The organism is Micromonospora andamanensis (genome assembly GCF_016863495.1).
GTDB lineage: Bacteria > Actinomycetota > Actinomycetes > Mycobacteriales > Micromonosporaceae > Micromonospora > Micromonospora andamanensis.
Window position 1 is genome coordinate 1 of record NZ_BOOZ01000035.1, and the last position, 19,717, is coordinate 19,717.

6 protein-coding genes are annotated in these 19,717 nt (G+C 68.7%); 1 reads left to right on the forward strand and 5 read right to left on the reverse strand.

Annotated features, from left to right (window positions below):
• On the forward strand, positions 1-1,046 hold a 1,046-nt coding region (locus Van01_RS24070; protein ID WP_204011906.1), incomplete at its 5' end, for a recombinase family protein.
• 84 nt (positions 1,047-1,130) lie between these two features.
• On the opposite strand, the gene Van01_RS24075 is transcribed toward Van01_RS24070, so the two are convergent.
• From Van01_RS24075 to Van01_RS24095, 5 genes are read right to left on the reverse strand one after another with little or no spacing between them, the layout of a single operon-like run.
• A complete protein-coding gene (locus Van01_RS24075; protein ID WP_204011909.1) occupies positions 1,131-3,467 on the reverse strand; it encodes a GmrSD restriction endonuclease domain-containing protein in 2,337 nt (778 codons plus the stop codon).
• A 32-nt stretch (positions 3,468-3,499) separates the two neighbouring features.
• On the reverse strand, positions 3,500-5,653 hold the full coding sequence (locus tag Van01_RS24080) for a UvrD-helicase domain-containing protein (RefSeq protein ID WP_204011912.1): 2,154 nt from the start codon (positions 5,651-5,653) through the stop codon (positions 3,500-3,502).
• Positions 5,653-12,030: a DEAD/DEAH box helicase gene (locus tag Van01_RS24085; protein WP_204011920.1), complete on the reverse strand. Its 6,378-nt coding sequence runs from the start codon at positions 12,028-12,030 to the stop codon at positions 5,653-5,655. Before Van01_RS24085 ends, Van01_RS24080 begins: the two co-directional genes overlap by 1 nt.
• A complete protein-coding gene (locus Van01_RS24090; protein ID WP_204011921.1) occupies positions 12,027-16,748 on the reverse strand; it encodes a class I SAM-dependent DNA methyltransferase in 4,722 nt (1,573 codons plus the stop codon). Before Van01_RS24090 ends, Van01_RS24085 begins: the two co-directional genes overlap by 4 nt.
• Positions 16,745-19,615 (reverse strand): helicase-related protein, encoded by a 2,871-nt coding sequence (locus tag Van01_RS24095; protein ID WP_204011922.1) that lies wholly within the window; start codon positions 19,613-19,615, stop codon positions 16,745-16,747. Before Van01_RS24095 ends, Van01_RS24090 begins: the two co-directional genes overlap by 4 nt.
• Positions 19,616-19,717 lie beyond the last annotated feature (102 nt).

The following is a 19,717-nucleotide window of genomic DNA, read 5'->3' on the forward strand; positions in this document are numbered from 1 at the left end:
CTCCCTCGGCCTACGACCAGGAGCGCAACCCTCACCGTAACGGTCGTGCCTGGGCGAAGAGCGCCGTCCGCGTGATCCTCACGAACCCCCGCTACACCGGCAGGCAGGTCTGGAACAAGCAGCGCACCGACGAGGTGCTCGTAGACGTGGATGATGTGGCACTGGGGCACATGCCGGTCATGCGGTGGAACCCGCGAGACAAGTGGATCACCTCACAGGAGGTCGTCCACGAACCTCTCGTCACTGACGAGGTCTTCAACGCCGCTCGCGAACTACTCGGGTCTCGAGCGCACAAGCCCGCCACCCACAAGCCACACCGCACACGGCATCCGTATGTCTTGAAGAGCCTCATCTACTGCTCGGTGTGCCAGCGCCGCATGCAGGGCCAGCACTCCCACGGCGTCGCCTACTACCGGTGCCGCTACCCCTCCGACTACGCCCTGGCCAACCGTGTCGATCACCCCAAGAACGTGATCATGCGCGAAGACCGGGTGATCGGCCCGATCGACCACTGGATCGCCTCCGCTTTCGACCCCTCACGACGCGATCAGACGATCGAGCTGCTGGCTCGCCAACTCGGCGCAGAGGTCCGGCCGGCGATTCCACGGCAACCGGCCGCTGGCGACATCACCGCGGAGTTCGACAAGAAGATCGCCCGCTACAGACAGGCTCTCGACGAGGGAGCCAGCCCGGCGGTCGTGGCGGGCTGGATCGCCGAAGCTGAACAGCAGCGCGACAAGGCGCTGACAAGCCGCCCCGCTGCACGCGAGTCCGACGCCATCGACTCGATGACCGCCGAGGACATCGCCTCGCTGATCGCCAAGCTGGGCAACATCGCTGCGGCGCTGAAGGAGGCAGACCCCGAAGACAACCTCGACCTGTACCGAAGCCTACGGCTGAGGCTGACATACTCCGCAGAAACACAAACGGTGCACGCTGAGATTGATCTCGGCGAACACCGTTGGGATTTGGATCGTGTCCGAGGGCTGATCGATACCGCGGCCCCACCGTCGGCGCCCGCGGACATTGATGTGATGGTCGATTAACGTCGGAAGCTGCCCGGCCTCACCGAGGTTGCTGGGTGCCGTATTCGATCGCGAATATGGCACCCGGCGGGACGCCCGATGCGTTCACTTGAACCATCGGTTGTGCTGGTAGGCGTAAGCCTCGGGCCCAGCGACCTCCTGCGTCGTGTTGTTGAGGCGTACGAGGAAGACCGCCCCCTTCATCCCGGTCTTCGTGCGAAGTGTGTACACCGGCTCCGAGGCGGGCGCGACATCGATCCGGGCGACCGTCCGGTCCTCGATGGTGCCGAACCTGACGGTCACGTTGGCCGTCGGGGCCTTGCCGAAGTCTTGGATGAGCAGATGAGTGAGCCACTGCTCCCAGGCGTCAGTGTTCTTCTTCGCGAAGATCGTCAGGTCTTCCTCCAAACCGATGACCTTTCCGTCGTCCTCAACGCCGACCAGCAGCGTCCCGCCGTGACCGTTCATGAAGCCGGCGATCGTCTTGGTGACCGCCCACTCGATCTCGCGGTCCTTCTGGCCGGTGGACAGGTTCTTCCGCCCGGTCGACTTGAACTCGACGATCTTGCTCTCGCCGGCCCTGATGAGCGCCTGGATGCTACGGGCCAGCGCGGCTCCGCCCTGATGCGTGGCGAAGGGACTGCCGTGACTGTCTCCTCGGTTCACCGGCCGGCCCGTCGCGTCCTCGATCTGTCGGATCAAGCGCTCGTAGCGGGCGTCGAAGACGGCACGGAAGTCGTCCTGCCGCAGTGCGACGGGGTCGATGTCGTGACTGGCGATGATCGCGTCCAGGTCCTGCGAGCTCACCGGCAGGTCACTTTCGATCGCGGCCAGGTACTGGCTTGGCGCGTTGTTGCTGATGTATCCCCCGGTCTGCCCGTCGATGGCTGTCTTGTTCACGATGCAGTTGGCGTAGTTGCTGTCGATGCCGTGCGCCGCGCACCATTTCTGCGGGAAGACGTGGCGGATGTCGATGGAGTCGGCCGCGTAGGCCTTGGCGTCGATTGTGTCGCCGGTTCGGAAATCTCGACCGCCACGCTTCATGGCGAGCGCGTACAGGCCCTTGTAGGCGGCACTGTTCCGGGTCCGGAGACCCAGCAGGCGTTCGGCCTGGAACTGAGACTCCCGGACGGTGCGGGGTTCCTCGCCGTCGTTCAGGATCCAGGCGAGCACGTCTTGCAGGTCGTTGGCGAACCGGGTGTCGGTGGTGCCGCCATACAGCTCTCCGAACACCCCGCACCAGTACCACCGACGCAGCTTCGCACGGGGCCCTGGCGTGAAGGCGTCCTCCCCGAGCAGCGTGAGAATCGCGGTCAACGGAACCAGTTGCGTGCTGTACGGGAGATCACGGCCTCGGAAGATCCGCTCGCCGTGCAGGAAACGCACCGCACGCTGCAGCGTGTCGGTAACAGCATCCGCCCAGCTCCGGTATCCGCTCAATGGCAGCGACAGCATCTCCCGCCGTTTGGCGGAGACCGCCGGGACACGGTCACCACGTACGCGTTCCCGCGTACGTTCCTCCCAGCGGCTTCGTGTCCAGAGCAGTGTCACGATCTGCTGGAAGGTCGTGGCGTCCAGCTCGGCGAGCAACGGCTCATCAGACCAGGTCGCCTTCCGACGTTCCCAGTCGTCACGCAATCGGAAGTTCTCCGCCGCGAACGTCGCCGTCAGCAGCTCGAAGACTGTCAGCTCGACGCCACCGGTGTTCACCTTCTCGAAGACCTGACAAACGGCCTCCTTGGAAGTCTTCTGGTCGAGGGCGATCCGAGGAACGCTGTAGTGCAGGAAGGGCGAGATCAGCGTCTCCTGAAACTGCTTCCAGATCTGGAGCTGCTGATCCATCGACGGGCCCGCCTGCAGGTAGGCGTATTGCCAGTCAAGGGTGGCATTCTGATCGAGGACGATGTCGAGCGGGAAGAGACCTGCCTTGCCGGCTCGCACCTGCGCCTCGGTCGTGGAGGCGTCGAGCAGCACCTCGCCTCGGGAGCTCAGCCGCCGCTTGTCAGCCGGGAGCGACAGGATGGCCTCGGTCCGGTCGGCGTCCGGGTCGATGCAGGCGTCGATGTCGGCGAAGTACCAACGCTCCACCTCCTTCTTCCTGGTGTCCCGGGTACGGACCGGTGCCCCAGAGCGGAGCGCCAGGTAGAGCGAGGTGGTCCGTTGCTGGCCATCGAGCAGCAGGTACTTCGGGTTGGTAGCCGCTGTGCCGCTCGGGACTCCCTCCAACGGTCGGGGCCGAAAGCGGACCTCAGCGTTGCCGGTCTCCAGCGTCATCACCGCACCGATGGGAAACGAACGGGAGACCGAGGCGAGCAGGCTCACGATGTGGTCGTCGTCCCACACCCATCCCCGTTGGAAGTCAGGAAGCTGCAGCACACCCTGGCGTGCCTGATTCAGCAGGTCTGCGAGCGGAACATCGCCGCTCTCAAACGTCTTTGCCATTCCAGTCCTCCAGACACGCCTTCGCGCCACAATTATGGGCGCTGGACTACCAAGAGCTCGTCGCGAGCACGGGTTGCGGCGACGTACACCAACGACCGGGCCCGCAGCTCAGCGTCGTGCCGCTCGACGGCATCCAGGTCGTTGAGTCTGGACCTCTCGGCGGCCGTTCGGAACCCGACGTCGGCGAGAACGACGTTGGCGAACTCCATGCCCTTCGCCCTGTGCATGGTCATCACCAGCACCCGGCCTTCCCCCGGGCGGTCACGGTCGACTGCACGCGCCGGTACGCCGCGCTCATTGAGCGCGTTGACGACCCGTTCGCGCTGGAACTTGTCGGGCACGAGGACGGCGATCGTCTCGGGGGTAGCCCCGGCCTCGCGCCAGGAGCGGATGCGGTCGGCGATCGTGTCGAGCTCAGACACGAGCGATTGCACCGTCTCCACCACTGGTGTCGGCCCGGACCGCGCCGATCGGTAGCCGGTGAACTCCGTCTGCTCTTCGAGGTCGACGTAGTCGCCGCCGTCGAGCACCGTCATCGCGTAGCGAAGATTCTGCGCGGTGGTGCGGTAGTTGAGGCTGAGTCGCTGCGACCGGCCGACAATCTTGATGCCGTACCGGCCCAAAACGATCCGGCTGCCGTAGATGCGTTGGTGGGAGTCCTCCGCGATGAACAGGTCGTCCTCGCCCTCGGCGACCAGGGCACGCAGCATCTGCCAGTGCGTCGGCGACAGATCCTGACCTTCGTCGACGAGTACGTGGTCGGCTTGGTCACCGCTGGCCGTCAGGTGGGCGGCGGCGACAGCGGCTGCCTCGACGAAGTCGAGCGTGCCATCGATGCGACACTGCGCCCGGTAGGCGGCGATCAGCGCCCAGACGCTGTCCCGCTTGGCGCGGTCGAGGGCTACCCCGCGGCCGGGCCGGCGTACTCGGCGGTACTCGTGTTCGTTCTTGACCTTGTTGGGCAGGACGATAAGCGCGTACTCCGCACTAAGGAAGGTCTCGTTGGCGATCTCCGGTGGCAGCGAGGTCGCCGACGCTTCGATGACGTCCCGCCAGCGGCCGGTCGGGGTCCGGCCGGTCGGGGTCGATCGGGCTTCGCCCAGGACGGTTTGGACGGCGTCGGCGACGCTGGCGCCGGCGGAGCGAATGACAGTGGCGGCCAGCGCGTCGACGCCCGTGACGTGCACGCCGGGCACGTTGAGCGCGGTGGCCTGCGGAACCGTCGGGTCGAGTTGCCCGAGACCGTCACGCAAAGCGTCTGCCAGGTTTGTGGTGAAGGTCGTCAGTACGATCCGCGCGTCGGGCCGTTCGCGAGCCAGCGCGCGAGCCCGGTGAAGAAGAACGACCGTCTTGCCGGTGCCGGCGCCCCCGGAGAGCCGGAAGGGACCCCGGTAACGGCGCACGGCGTAGTGACGCTGCTCGGGGTGCAGGAACACCCGCCACGAACCAAAGTCGCCGTTCTCGATGACCCGGCGGAGTTCCTCCTGGCCGTCGATGAAGGCGAATTGCGCCTGAGCGGCGGGTCGCTGCAGCGACCGCAGCAGGTCGACGTCGTCGTCACCTGTCTGTTCGGGCGCTTCGAGGTGTAGCCGACCGGCGATGATGTCGATCGAGTCCTGGGTGGCAAGGTCCACCAGGAGCAGTCCCAGCCAGCCTTCGTGGCGTTGGGCGAGTTCCAGGACGGCGTCCACGTCCGATGCGGCCAGCGCCCGGTCGGCGACGTCGGCGGGAACGCCGAGCCGGTCGACAAGATCCTCGCGGGTCCGTCCGAGCTGGACCAGGAGCGGCTCCGCCGGCACAGGATCAGATTCCGCTGGCCGGGACGGAGTGGGAGGGCCGCTGGGCGGCGGTGCGACGGGTTCGGCCTCCTCGATTTGGGGCAGGCCGTTGATCGGGTTGACCTTCAGGCGGACTCGGGCGGCGACGGCGATGGCGTCGTCATGGGGCCAGACGCCGTGGATGACGTAGTGGCACTCCCCCGCGCCGTCGAGCCGGAACATCACGGCCCGCCAGAACTGGTCGACGCGGCCGGTGCGGACGCGGGAGTCCGCCGCTCCGGCGATCGGTTCGACGTGCAGGCCGGGGTTGGTGTCATCGGCGGAGAGCTTCTGCAGGAAGGTCATGGCCTTGGCCTTGACCGAGCCGTCGATCTTGACGGGCCACTTGGTCATGATGATTGTCGGCATCAGCGCTCCCCGCGGTCAGTGGTATCGGTCAGTGCCGCGACGATGACTTCCGGGTCCGGTTGCACGACTCGCCAGCCGGCAGAGCTGAGGTCGGCGCGGTCCTCGTCGGGCATGTCATAGAGGTCCACGGCGAGGTGCCGATGCGGCCAGCTGATGTCCATGGGGATGCCCTGCGGGCCTTCCGCCCCGATCAGTGGGGCTTCGAGGCCGCCGCGGACGGCGAGAAGTCGGATCAGGTCGCGTTCGGCGCCCGGTGCGGCCGACTCGTACGCGGTCACCCAGCTCTCGTCCACGCCGTCGGGAAGCCGGTCGGAGCTGGCCGGTTCGGGCTTGGCAGTCGCGGTGGTGGGGCGGCTTACCCGGCTGGTGGTCGTGATGACGGTGGGCCAGTCGCGCAGGGACATCGCGTTGGACAGTTGCAGCCACAGCCGCCAGGCGTCGGCGTGTGCGGCATCGAGGGCCTGCTCCCGGTCGTCGAGCACGAGCGCGGCGTGCACTGCCGACTTCGTCGGTTCGACGACGACGGCCAGCGCCCCGAACTGCTGTACCAGGATGGTCCGCTCGCCGGGTGGCAGCTCCTCGGCGAGCAACGCGGCCCGTCCGACCGAGGCGAGGCTGACGCCGTCGCCGCAGGTGCGGCGGGACCGACCGTCGACGAGGAACATCGGTACGGCCCGCGCGACGATCCCCAGGTCCGCGGGTTTGGGCGCGGACACCCAGGCGAGCAGCCAGGAGATCGGGCCGGAACGCAGTCCTTCGTACGCGCTCGGCGCCGCCTGGAACGGGGCCTGCTTGATCAGTTTGGCCACCGTCGCCTCGGCGAACCAGGCAGGCGTGGTGCTGGTTTCCTGCTCGGCGGCGGCGAGGTCAGCTGCGGTGACGGCGAGGACGATCCGGCCGGTGTCGCGCAGGATCTGTCGTTTCTCGGCGTCCTCGGCGAGCCGGTTGCGGGACGCGACGGCGTGGTAGGCGTGGCCGTCGGTGAAGACGGCGACCGCCGGTACGGAGGTGTCGTTGGATTCCAGCAGGAAGTCGGGGCGGGAGTTCTCGACGTTGACCTGTGGGGTGAGGGTCCACTGCCGGTGGTCACCGGGCAGGGTGAAGCGCAGGGCGTTGCCCCAGGGTTTCGGCACCTCGGTGGTAGCGGCCCCGATCGCCTTCAACCGCCGCACGATCAGTTGGCGGAAGCGTTGTTCCAGGTGCGACTCGGGGCTGTCCTGCGGCGGGGTTTGCACGATCGTCCACGGCGGGCCGTCGGCGGTGTCGGCGTGCTCGCGCAGGCCCAGCAGGTGGGCGAGATGCCGTTCGGCGGCGGCACGGGACGTACGGCGCAGCGCGGCGGGCGGGGTGAACGGCAGCAGACAGCGATGGCAGGCGAGGCGTTCCTCGTGGCGGCATTCGCAGTCGTGGACTCGCTGCCAGGCTCGTGCCAGCAGGTCGCGCAGCTGCTGCGGATCGGCCAGGTCGGCCAGATATCCGGTGCCGCCGGGAACCACGTCGTGCAGTAGCAGCGCGTCGTGGTTGTCGGTGCCGTCGCTGAGGGTCGGATCGACGACGTGCTCGACCCGCAGGTGGTCGGGGTGCCCGCCGATCTGTTCGCGCAGCCCGAGCAGGACCGCCGCTGCCAAGCTCGGCACGGCGAAGTCGTCGCCGAGGGTGACCGCGTACGGCAGGCGCAGCAGTAGCCCCTGGGTACGCAGGGTGCGGGAGAGGGCAACAGCTGTAGTGTTCTCCACCGCTGATCTCCGGTACGGGCACCAGGCGCGGTGCTCGTGCGGGCGGTTGCGGCCGGAGTCGGTGTCGAGCTTGCCGCATCCGCTGCACACCCGGAACAACGCTCCCGTGCGTTCGTCGGCCGAGATGATCCGCGATGTGCCGTGACCAGGGACGCCGACGTTCAACCAGCGCAGGTCCATGGTGCGCAGGTAGGTGCAGCCCAACCCGGTGTTCTCGGCGAACCACTTCGCCGCGATACCGGCCGGGTCGATGTCGGCGGCCGTGATGAGCTGGAAGGGGATGCGCTCGCGCTGGTCGCGCCGGTCGGAGATCTTCACTTCATCCCGGCGCACCTCCGCGGAGACGTGGGACAGTTCGACGACGTCGAGGCGCTGGCCGGTGTCCGCGATGCCCGTGCTGCCGCACCTCGGACACTTCGCGACCTGCTGTTCCTGTCCGGTGGCGGCGATGTCGGCGGCGTAGCCGCAGGCCGGGCAGAACACCCAGGGGCGGATGGATTCGCCGTCGATGCCGAGGTCGATGGCGTCGACGGCGATCTCCCAGCCGCGGGCGTAGAAGGTGGCGCCGGGTGCGAACTCGCGGATCGCCTGTGCCGAACCGCGCTGGAACTGGGCGCTGTCACTTTCGAACTCGCCGGAGTCGGGGTTGGTCCAGCTGATCCCGACAGCGAGGGTGACAGTGTCGTCGAGCAGCGTGTAGTTGGGCAGCAGGCCGTGTTCCTCCAGCACGCTGATCCAGTATTCGCCGCGCAGGTGTCCGAGTTGCCCGCCGATCAGCTTGCGGGTGGTCCGGGCCGACCGTAGGGCACGCTTGTCGTCGTCGGTGACGGCTGGGGACGCGGCCTTCGCCTCAAGTTCCGGCAACACCTTGTTGATCTCGGCCTGGCGCCGTTTGAGGGTCTCCACGGTCTGCTGCCAACGCCGGCTGGCCGCGTGCACGTGCCCGGCGAACAGACTGGTGCCGACCCCGGCCACCGGGTTGACCCAGTCGGTGAGCGCAGCGACCGTGGCATCGGGCAGTGACCCGACGGTGTCGGTGAAACGACGCACTGCGTCGGCGCCGCCCGTCTCGGCCACGGCGATGAGTTCGCCGAGGAACGAGCCCGGATCGGTGGATCCGATGGCCTGCTGTGCGCTGTTCGGGTGGGTGTGCCGGTCGTCGCGGGCCATGCCGTCGACGAGGCAGGCGGTGAACTGCCGGCGCAGAATCTCCTCGGCGCTCAGGTAGGTGGCGGGCGGTCGGACCTCGCCGTTGATGACCGACAGCGGGTCACCCAGCTTGGGCAGTTGGTCGCCGCGCCCGGTCAGATAGGCCAGGTTGAGGGCGTTGCCGGTGACGCGCCCGGCTCGCCCGATCCGCTGCAGATAGGACGCCACGGTACGGGGCAGCGACGAGAGCAGAACCGTCGACAGGTCGCCGATGTCGATGCCCATTTCCAGGGTGGGAGTGGCGACCAGCACGTTTGGCGCGTTCGGCTCGGTCGAGGAGTTCTTGAAGCCGTCCTCGTAGCTCAACCGGGTGGCGTCGTCGAGCAGGCTGGTGTGTTCCCGGGCAACAATCCGGCGCATGTCCGGCGAGGCGTACAGCCGGCGATAGAAGTTGTCGGCCAGGGCCTCCCTGGCCAGCCGACCGTGACAGCGCACCAGCATGCACGGTGCCCCGTCGAGCTGATCGACGGTGGTGCGGCTGCCCGGCACCAGAGCCCGACAGGTGTCGCAGGCCAGCAGGTGACGTCCGGCGGTGAGGTCGTCGAGCCGGGCCGGTCCGACCGCCACGCCGGCTGGTGGGATCGCATAGACGGTGGCACCGCTCTTACTGGTGACGGTGGTGAGGACACCATCGCGGGCGAGCCGGTCGAGCAGCAGGCGAACGAGTCGCCCCCCGTCGGCAGGGCTGACCGACAATGCCCGCGAGGTCCAGCGTGCGTACCAGGACTGCGCCGCCGTGACGGCGTCCAGTTCACTGTCACGAACTGGGTTGGCGGAGCCACCGACACGGGGATAGCTCGGCGCCGGCCGGGTGTTGGGAAAGGCCGGCATTCCCTCACCCCGGGGCCGCCCGCCCCAGATGGACCAGCGGTTCCCGTCCTCCTGACGGAAGGTGACGAACCACGGATGGTCGATGGCGCCCTGCACCCGCATCCGGTCCAGGACGCCGCGCACCCACCGCACGAGCGTCTCGTCGGTCGGCTCGGCGTCGTCCGCGCCGAGTGGACTCTGGGCGGCGAACCCGGTCAGGACGGTTCGGGCGGCGGCGGCCATCCTGTTCGGTGGGCCGGCGTCCACCTCGACGGTGGTGGCACCGGTCAGTTCGAGGGTCCGGCCGGTGCGCGAGTTCAGCCCGAACTCCATGGCCACGTCGAGGGCGAGCCGTTTCCGGATTCGGGACATCACCCGGGCGGGTACACCGCGCAGCGTCTTCGACGTCCAGAACGGGGCGAACGACTCCCGGTCGACGCAGTCGGGGCCGAGCAGGCGGTAGCGCTGGAAGTTATCCTCGCCGGTGCGGCGGATCGCATCCTCGACGAGTGCGTCCAGGGTGAGGGTGCCGGGGGCGATCGCGGCGTTGAGCGCGGCCCGCAGGGTCAAGGTGTGCGAGCGGGCCTCCACGAAGCCCGCCCGGTGCGCGGCGTCCTGCACCGAGTCGGTGAAGACGAGGGCTTTCTTCTCCTGTACGTCCAGGGCCGCCGACCCGAACAGGGTGGACAGGGACACCGACAACAGGGTGGCGATGGCGCTGCCGAGGAACCGGATACCGTCCGGCTGGGCGCAGGAGGGGCAGGTGTCGTCGCGTGCGTGCTCGTCGGCGTCCCGGCCGGCGGTGGTGAGCACCGGCAGGATCCACCCGTCACGCAGGTCGGAGTCATCGTCGGGCGGGGGTGTGGCGAGCAGTTCCCGGCCGCGTACCGAGAACCAGGCCAACCCCTCGGGCTGCGGGGCCCCGTCGTAGGCGGCGTTGGCTTCGACCGGCGCGTACAACAGGGCCCGGAAGCGCCCTTCACGGGTGGCGTGGTCACGCCGGATGGCCTCGTCGTCGGCGGCGAGGCCGGTGCCGACCGGGGCGAGCGCGACACCCCAGCCGGACCTGCCGCAGAACCGGCAGTACACCGCCGGGAACGACGGCCGGGCGTCCTCGGAGTCGCCGCCGGCCATGGGCGGTCCGTCGTCGCCCCAGTGGAACCGGGCGCTGGTGTCGGCGGCCCGGTCGATGCGGGTGAGTTCACGCACCCACAGGTGCACGTCGACGGCGAGCGCGTCCCGTCCGGCGACCGCCCGGATGTGCCCGAGGGCCGCCACCACCGCCGATATCGCCTGGGACCAGTCGGTGTCGTAGCCGCCCGCCGCGAGGCGGGAGGTGCGCCGGTCGGCCTGTCCCGCGATTCGGCGTACCAGGTCGTCGACGCTGACCGCGTCGACGGTCTCATAGGTGAGTTCCTGCACCAGCGGGTGCGCCTTCGCCAGGGCGAGCAGCAACTCCGGCCCGGCCGCAGCGAGCCGGTCACGGTCGCCGGACCAGAGCAGACCCAGGATGGTACGGGCGAGAGCGGCGCCATCCGGGTCGGCGCCGAGCGCTTCGACGGCCGCGCGTACCTCATCGGCTCGGAACGCATCCGCGACGCCGAACCCGGCCTCGGCGACGACGGTCTCCGCGCCATCGACCCATTCGGCGAGGGCCTTGCGGGACTCGGTCACCACCGCGTCGGCGGGGAACGGCTCACCGAACACGGTCTCGGCGAAGCCGAGCATGGTGCCCGGATCTCCCTTGTCGCCCAGGGTCGCCGACGTCGCCACCGGGGTGATCAGCCCCAGCGGGCGGGACCGGGCGGCCTCGGTGACGGCCGGATCGTCGGCCCGCCAATGACTCTTCAGTGCCAGGCCGAGACGGCGCAGCAGCATGGCGACGTCGGTGCCCTGCGCGCCGTCGTAGGTGTGGAACTCGTCGAGCACCAGGTAGCGCAGGCTGGTCGCGGACTGCCGCCACAGGCTCTGGTCCTCGTGGCGCAGCAGCAACTGGTCGAGCATCTTGTAGTTGGTGAGCAGAATGTCGGGCGCGGTGTCCCGGATGATCCCCCGATCGGTGATCAGCCCGTCGGCGGTGACCATCGTCCGCGGGCGGCCCTTCTCGCCGGTGTAGAGCGCCGCCGTGATCGACGCCAGCTCCGGGTGGCCGGTCAGCAGCCCGGCGAGGCGGCCGGCCTGGTCGTTGGCGAGCGCGTTCATCGGGTACAAGATCAGCGCCTTGATCCCGGTGACGCCCTCCAGCCGAGCCCGGCGCGCATGATTCAGGATGGGGTACAGGAACGCCTCGGTCTTGCCCGAGCCGGTGCCGGTGGTGACAAGTGTCGGCTGCGGGCGCCGCCCACCCAGAGAACTCAGCCGGGCGAACGCGGCGGCCTGATGACCGTACGGGTCGGGGCCCGCGTACCAGTCGAGGTGCTGCCGCCAGCCCTGCTCCGCCGGCCGGAACGGCAACCGCAGGCGCACGTACGGACCCTTGAACATGCCGGTGACCGGGTCGGACAGGAACGTGTCGAGGCCATCGCGGGCATCCTCGTCGGTCAGTGCGAACGTCGTGGTCAGATAGTCGACGAGGCTGTCCCGGACGTTTGCCGCCTGGACGGTGGGCAGCAGCTCGGTCACGAACGCTCCCGCAGGCGCTGCTCGAAGACCGCGTACGCCTGGCGCATGTCCGCCTCCCGGTCCAGGGTGACGAACGGCAGCTCATAGGTGTAGGTGTTGCCGGCCTGGTTGGTGGCGGTGCGCTCCTCGGCGGTGATCCGGTCGTCGCCCTTCCGGCGCCAGACCGTGAGCACCGAGTTGGGCACCAGCCGACCGTTCGCGTCGTAGAAGTAGATGTTGCGGTCGTAGCCGCGCAGCACCGCGAACTGTGTCCGGTAGATCGAACACAACTCGTCGGCGGTCAGCCCGAGCGCCAGCGCGACAAGCGCGTCGATCTCCACAAGCGCCTGCCGCCGATCCGCGGCGATCCGCAACGGCGTCTCCGGCGTCCACTCCGCCCCGACGTCGCCGATAGGAGACCTTCGGTGACGGGTCCCGATCCCAACCGCCCAGGCGTCTTCGGCGAACTCATCCTGATAGCACTCCCGCCATACGTCGGCGTAGACCTCCACCACAGCATTGAGCCGCAACGTCCGCAATATCAGCTCCGAGCTCAGGGGTGAGTCGGCAAATGCTAAGCGTCGAAATGTCGATGACGAAATAGTCGACTTAGGAGCAACGCGAACGGAATAGTCGTGTGTGAGCGAGGATGCGAACCCCAGCAACTGAACCAGCTTATTGAGCCCATCCCCCGGCAGTCCGGCCGACGAGACGCCATGAATGTGTGCGCACCCAGGGGGAATCAACGCTGGGATGAATGTCCGCTCTCCCTGATTCGCGGCCATGTTTCGCCAGGCGATGCGGTAGTGGTCGCGGGCGGGGTCGGGGTGGTCCTCGTCGCCCCAGTCGGTGTAGGCACAGTCGTAGTCATAGCGGTCACCGCGGGGTTGGTAGGCAATGGCCGGGATCGCGTCGGCCGCCAACGCCTCGAAGTCCGTACCCGACCAGTCCTGGTTGTTGCGCAGCGACTCGTTCGGTTCCTTGTAGAGCGGCGTCGACACGAACAGGTGCGGTCCTTGAAGGATCACGTCGTCCCAGGAGTCCGGCACGCTCCACTCCGACTCGAAATACCCCTTGGTCCGGTCGTTCTTCTCATGCCAACCCGCCGAGAAGCGCAGGCCGAGGTCGCCGATTCGGCCGGCGCGGGACAGCTTTTCCAGTACCCCCGCGCTGGACTGGTTCACCGCGTACACCATCCGGGTCTGCCGGATGGGCACGTCGTTGCTCTCCATGGTGGCGTGCCAGGCGCGCAGCGTCTCCTCGGTGACCGTGGTGATCCGCGAGCGGTGCGGGCGCACGTCCCAGCGACCCTCGTCGTCCTTGAGCCCGGGTTCCGGGCCGGAGCCGTCGTGCACCAGGGAGCGGATCGCCGTGTCGGGGTGGTAGAGCCAACTCGCCTGGATGAAGGCCGGCAGGCTCTGCCGTGACCCGTGCACCGTGATGCCGTAGTGCTTGTGGTCCTCAATCTCGAAGAGCAGCAACTCGTTGACAAAGTGCCAGTGGCGGCGGAGGCGTAGGTACAGCTCGGAGCGGAGGATGCCTGCTTTCTCGTCGGTGAAGTGTGAGTTCAGGTGGATCATGCCGATGGTGCCGCGGGCCGACCCGTGCCGCCACATCACCTCCATGAAGCAGCGGTACAAATCTGGCTGAAGGCCCTGCAGATGTGGATACTGGCCGACCGAGCCGACGAACGCCGCGATCGAGAGCATTTCCGCCGTGCCGTCGACGACCAGCTCGGTCATGCCCGGCAATGACAGGGTCGCCTCCCGCCTGGCAGCGACCTGTGCCTGGGTCGGCTTCAGCGCCAACTGCCACCACGGATCGCCCTCGGCCAGCAGGGCGTCCACGTCCGAGCGGGGTCGCACCCAGGGCGGGTTGCCGACCTGGAGGTCGAAGCCGCCCCGGGCGAACACGGTGGCGAAGTCCAGTTGCCAGTGGAAAAAGCCCTGCCGCCCGGCGATACGCTCGCACACCACCAGCCACGGGTGCTCCCGCAACACCGTCCCGATGGGCTTCGCGCCAGCAAAGCCGATCTCCACCTGTTCGGCCTCGTTGAGTTCGCTCCAGCTCATCCCAGCGGTCAGGGTCGGCCCGGACGCCCTGCGTTTGCGCAACTCCGGGTTGCGACCCAGCAACGCCTGCAACCCGGCCACCCACTGCGCGACGCTCGGCGGGGCGATCACCTCGCCATCCACGGTGGCGGGCTCGTCGGTGAGCGGCCAGAACCACAGCGCCGTCCAGGCGTCCATCGCCCGGCGTAACCGCCGGTAGGCGCCGTCCTCGTCGTTGAGCGCCTTCTCGATCTCCTCGCGCTGCACCGCCCCACCGGCGGGCAGCTCACCCGCCTCCCACACCGGGATGCGTCGGCGGATCTGCTGCTCGGCGAGGTCCAGGCGGCGGTAGGCGATCTGCCACAGTGACTCGACCCGGTGCGCCAGTTCGGCGTACGCGTCGATGGTTTGTCTGGTGGGTTTGGTCTTGGTGCTTCCCCGCCAGGTCTTGAGCTGCTTCGCAGCGTCGGGGGCGAGCGCGGCGGCCTCCTTGGCGTCGGCGGCCGAACCCCAGCCGTCGGCGGGCAGCAGGAAGTGGTGGATACCGTCGGTGCCGACCCGGCCGGCGGCCATGTCGTCGACAAGCGAGGTCAGCGGCATCTCCGTCGGTACCGCGCCCAGCCACGACTTGTCGGCGACCTGGCTGCGGCGGTAGACGGCCCGGCGGGCACCGATCAAAGAGTTTCCGCGCTTGAGGTGCAGGCCGAACCAGGGCGCCGGCAGGCCCGGGACCATCGTGTCCAGCCACAGGGTGATCTCGGCGAGCTCGACGGCGGTGGCGTTCAGGTCGACGCCGTAGACGTTGTGCAGGGCGAGGTACGCCTTCACCTCTTGCAGGCGTTTCGGGTAGTCGTCCGGGTCGATGGTCTTGCCCTCGTCGGCCAGCTCCTCCTTGCGGCGCTTGAGATACTGCTCGGCGAGCTGCCGCACCGCCTCGATGGCGAACGCTCCCGAGCCGAGCGCCGGTTCGCAGATCGTCATGCCGAGGATGTCGGCGGCCGGTGTGCGTTCGCCGTTCTGGTCGAGCAGTTCCTCCAGGGCCTGCCCGACTGTGAACTTCGTCAGCACCTCGCGGGTGTAGTAGGACGCCGACTGCTGGCGTTCCCGACCGGCCAGCCGGAACACGAACGAGCCCTGGTGGTGCAGCACCGGTTGCAGCTCGCCGGTCGTCTGGTGGGCCTGCTTGACGAAGTCTCCGGCCGCGATGCCACCCGCCCGGTTCACCGGCACCACCCAGGAGCCCTTGCTGCCGTCACCACCCTTCGCGACCTCGTACAGGTCGGTGTCGGCGAAGAAACCGGTGTACGACATCAGCCCCTCGTAGACCGCGCCGAGCTGGTTGATGCCCAGCTCCGCGTACGAGATGAAGCCTCGGTCCCGGCCGCGCCGCTCCTTGCTCAGCAGCAGATGGGTGAGGACCTCCTGAAGTGCGGCGTTGCCGAGCCCTACCGCGTCGATGTGCGCGGTGGCGCTCGGCCGGAACAGGTCGGCGCGCAGCGGGTTGAACGTGAGCCCCGGCGCGGACAGCGATTCCTCGTCGTCCGGCTCGATGCTCTGGTGGCCCTTGTCGACGAGCCGGAACAGCACGCCCAGCGACTCGTAGAGGTGGGTGCCGGTTCGGGCGCGGGGGGTGGCCAGTTCGACCTGGACGAGTTCCCGCAGCCGGTCCAGGCTGTAACCCCGGTCGTACTCGGGGGCGCCGACCGGCAGGACGCCCAGCTCGGGCGACGCCTCCGCGTAGAGCAGGAAGAGGATGCGGTAGAGGAAGCGCAGCGCCTGCTTGGCCAGCGGCTGCGCCTCCGCCGCGGGCAGCGGGTCGAGGCCCTGGTCGCGGCGGCGGGCCACCACCTCGTTGGCGATGATCTCGATGGAGAGGCGTACGCCCTCGCGGAGGTCCTTGGAGACGCCGACGGTGTGTTTGATCGACTCGTCGAGGACGCCGCTCCACCACAGGTTGCCGTCCGCGTCCGGAGCGATCGAGGCGGCAGCCAGGCAGGTCAGGGCGCGGTCGATCTCACCGCCGCGTCTGGTGTCGTTGCGTTCGCAGATCAGCTGCAGGTCGACGGCGAGATAACGGCCTTCGGCCCAGCGTTCCCGCTCGGCCAGCACCGCCCAGCGACCCGCCAGGATGAGGATCAGATCCGGGGCGTCGTCCTCGCCGAACAGGGCGGAGGCAAGCCGCGCGGCCGAGGTGAGTTCGTCGCTGTCGTCGTGCAGGCGCACCGGCTCGGCCAGCGTCCGGCCGTCCTTGGCCAGCACATCCTCGACCGTGGCTACCGGCTGGGCGAACACGACGACCAGTGGTGCCCGTTCAGTGATGCCGGGTGCCGAGACGCGCAGGAACGGCCCGTCGCCGCCGACGACGAGACCGTGCTCGCGTAATTCCAGGATGCCGACGAGGCGCTGCTGGATCGACGCGACCGCGTCGGCGATGGTCTGCGGATCGGTGGCACCGAGGTCTGCCTCCACATCGGTCAGCTCGGCGAGCTTGGCAAGGTCGGCTTCCAGCTCCTGCCGGGCCTCGATGAACCGGCTGCGCGGGGTGGGCCGGCGCTCGTCGGCCTCTGCGTCCCATTCCTTGCGACGCTCCAGCACCCGGGCGCGGAACGACTCCTTTGTCGCGTCGGTGGTGAAGTAGTGCTCCGAGATCCAGCCCTCACCGACCAGGATCGCGTCCGACACGCTCATGCGGTGGCTCCGATCTCCGGCACGACGACCAGCAGTGGGCGGACCAGTTGCCGATCCGGGTTCATGTCGGCCACCAGCCGCTGCTCCTGCGCGATGCTGACCCGGCGCTGCTTCAGATCGCGGCGCTGGATGAGCGCGTCCGCCTCGTCCTGCCATTGGGCCAGCCGGTGCGACCACTGCTCGACCCGGTGCGCGACGTCTTTCTCGGCCGCCGCGAACAGGTCGCGCATCTGCGCGCGGGCGTGCTGAACGGCTGGGGCGATGAACCGGTCCAAGGCCTCGGCGTCCGGCACCGGACCGGGGTTGGCCCGCGCGGTGTCGAAGCCCAGCGCAGCCAGTGCCGCGGCGGCCGACGGGTGCGGGGTCACCGGGGCGAACGACAGGGTGTCGGGCATCGGGAACTCGACGGTCAACCACGCCGCCGAGACGACCTGCCCGCGCCGGTTGGTGAGCGTGCCCAGCAGCAGCACGGTCGGGTCGTGGACACCACCGCGGACCGCGAAGACCTGGTTGCGGCCGAGCCCGGCCAGAGCGCGGTCCGAGGCCCAGTCCAGCACCGGATGCAGTGGACCCAGATAGTGCGCGTCCGGCCAACTGGAGCCGGTCTCATCGCACAGCGCCTGCTCCATACGGTCCTTGCCCCGGGCGAGGGTGGTGGCCAGGACGAGCCGGTCGGTGACCCGCCGGTCGGCGAGATAGCTCTGCGGCAGGACCTCAAGGCGTTGCACCAGGTCCGGCGGCGGGGTCAGCTCGGCGGTGCCGAAGGCGGCGTCGCGGCGCCAGGCGACGCCGTTGTTGCTCGGCGGGCCGGTCGGGTCGACGAAGGCGGCGTGCAACGCCTCTTCGAGGTAGGAGACCTCGTCGGGGTAGAGCCCGGAGCCCGGGGTTACGGTCGTCTCGGGCAGCGGCGCAGTTTCCGCGTCGTCGTCGGCATCGACGATGCCGAAGAACATCGCCGACAGGTCATCACCGGCCAGCACCTCTTCCGGCGTACGCACCACGTCGTCCAGGTCGCGCTGCCCGGACAGGACGGCACGGATGGTGTCCTCCTCGCCCTTGACGTCGTACTGGCCCATCAGCGAGGCGACGTCGCCGAGCGCACGGTGCGCCTCGTTCTCCTTGTCGACGAGTTTCGCCAGGATGCGGATGTCGCCAGCGAACCGGCCACTGGCCGGGTCCAGCAGCAGGGCGATGATCCGGGGCGGGTGTCGCTGGCGGTAGCGGTCGATGCGGCCGTTGCGTTGCTCGATCCGGATGAGGCTCCATGGGATGTCGTAGTGGATCAGGTGGTGGCACTGGGCGTGCAGGTTGACTCCTTCGGAGGCGACGTCGCCGGTGACCAGGACGCGAATCGCGGCGTGTTCCTGCTTGAAGGCGTCGACGATCTGCTGCTGCTCGTCGTCGGGCAGACCACCGTGCATGATGGCGACGGCTCCGGCGGGCAGGCCGAGGTCGGCCGGCAGGTTCTTGTGCAGCCAGGTGAGGGTGGCTACCCGTTCGGCGAACACCACCGCCCGCGTCGGTGAGCCTGCCGCGACGCCGATCTCCTGGAGGCGGCGGACCAGCTCGGCGTACTTGGCCGAGCCCTGCGCCAGCGTTGCCGCGTTGAGGTCGGCCATCCGATCCAGCGCCGCGCGTTCCCTGTTCGCGGCGGCGTCGTGCCCGAGGCGACCCAGCCGCTGCCGGATGGTTTCCGCCAGCGCAGCCGGCGACGACAGGAATGCCTTGGCCAGCGTCCACGGGAACAGCGACGCGTTCTGCCCGGAGTAGGGGGTGCGTCGGTCCGGCGGCCACAACCAGACGTCCTCAAGTTCCCGGGCGACCGCATTCTCCGCCCGGCTCGCGGCGACGAGCACGTTCTCCGGCTCCTGTCGTTCCGCCCAGTCGGCGCCGACGGCGCTAGCCACCTCGTCGCTGTGCCGGTGGCGGCGGATCACCAGCCGTTCGATCTCGGCGGCCACCAGGTCGCCACCGGGTGGGATCGCGGACGGGTCGAGCAGCCGGACCAACTCGGCGAAGGACTCCTTGCGCCCGTTGTGCGGGGTCGCCGACGCCAGGATCAGGGTTTCGGTATTGCGGGCCAGCGTGCGGGCCAGCCGGTTGTTCTGCGTGGCCGCGTTGGCGAGGTTGTGCGACTCGTCAATGACCACCGCGTCCCAACGCTGCTTCTTCAGGCTGGCCGCGTACCGCTCCGACTTGAGGGTGTCTATCGAGATGATCGCCCGCCGGAAATACGTGAACGGGTTACGGTTCGCCGGGAGCTTCTGGCGGACCCGTTGGATGCCGGCCGAGTCGAGGCGGACGAACGGCAGCGCGAAGCGCGACCACAATTCCTGCTGCGTCTGTTCGAGCACGTGGCGCGGGGTCACGATGAGGATCCGCTCGCCACGGCCCCGGCGTACCAACTCCGACAGGATCATGCCGATTTCCAGGGTCTTGCCGAGCCCGACAGCGTCGGCCAGGAGGATCCGGGGACGCAGGTTGTCCGGGTCGAGCGCCTTGCGCACGGCGGTCTGTTGGTATCTCAGGGGTGTCGCGAGGGCCTGGGTGGCAACGGTGAGCGAGCGATCGGCGAGCGGAACGGCGGTCTTTCGGTAGGTGGATTCCAGCCAGAGGCGGGCCTTGCGGTAGCGCGGGCTGTCGTCCGCCACGACGCTCGCGGCCGCCGGGTCGAGCGGTGCGATGTGGTCGAGGGAGGCGTAGAAGCTGGCGGTCACGTCACGAACCAGTTCACCCAGTCCGCGGACGTGCACGAGGAGCCCGTCCGCGGTTTCTTCCGCGGTCTGCACCAGCCATTCCTCGTCGCGGATGACCACCACCGACCCTGGCGCCACGTCGAGTGCCGACTCAGAACGGACATCGTTCACTGTCGTCTCCCCTCCCCCATCGAGCCGCTGCGGTCCGAAGATCCTATGTAGAAACGCGGTGGCCGGAGACCCGTCATCCGTTCCTGCTAGCCGGATCAAAAG

What these genes read in the sequence shown, in the direction of transcription:
- Van01_RS24075 (WP_204011909.1), bottom strand. Translation starts at nt 3,467, where the DNA reads ATGGCAAAGACGTTTGAGAGCGGCGATGTTCCGCTCGCAGACCTGCTG.
- Van01_RS24090 (WP_204011921.1), bottom strand. Translation starts at nt 16,748, where the DNA reads ATGAGCGTGTCGGACGCGATCCTGGTCGGTGAGGGCTGGATCTCGGAG.
- Van01_RS24080 (WP_204011912.1), bottom strand. Translation starts at nt 5,653, where the DNA reads ATGCCGACAATCATCATGACCAAGTGGCCCGTCAAGATCGACGGCTCG.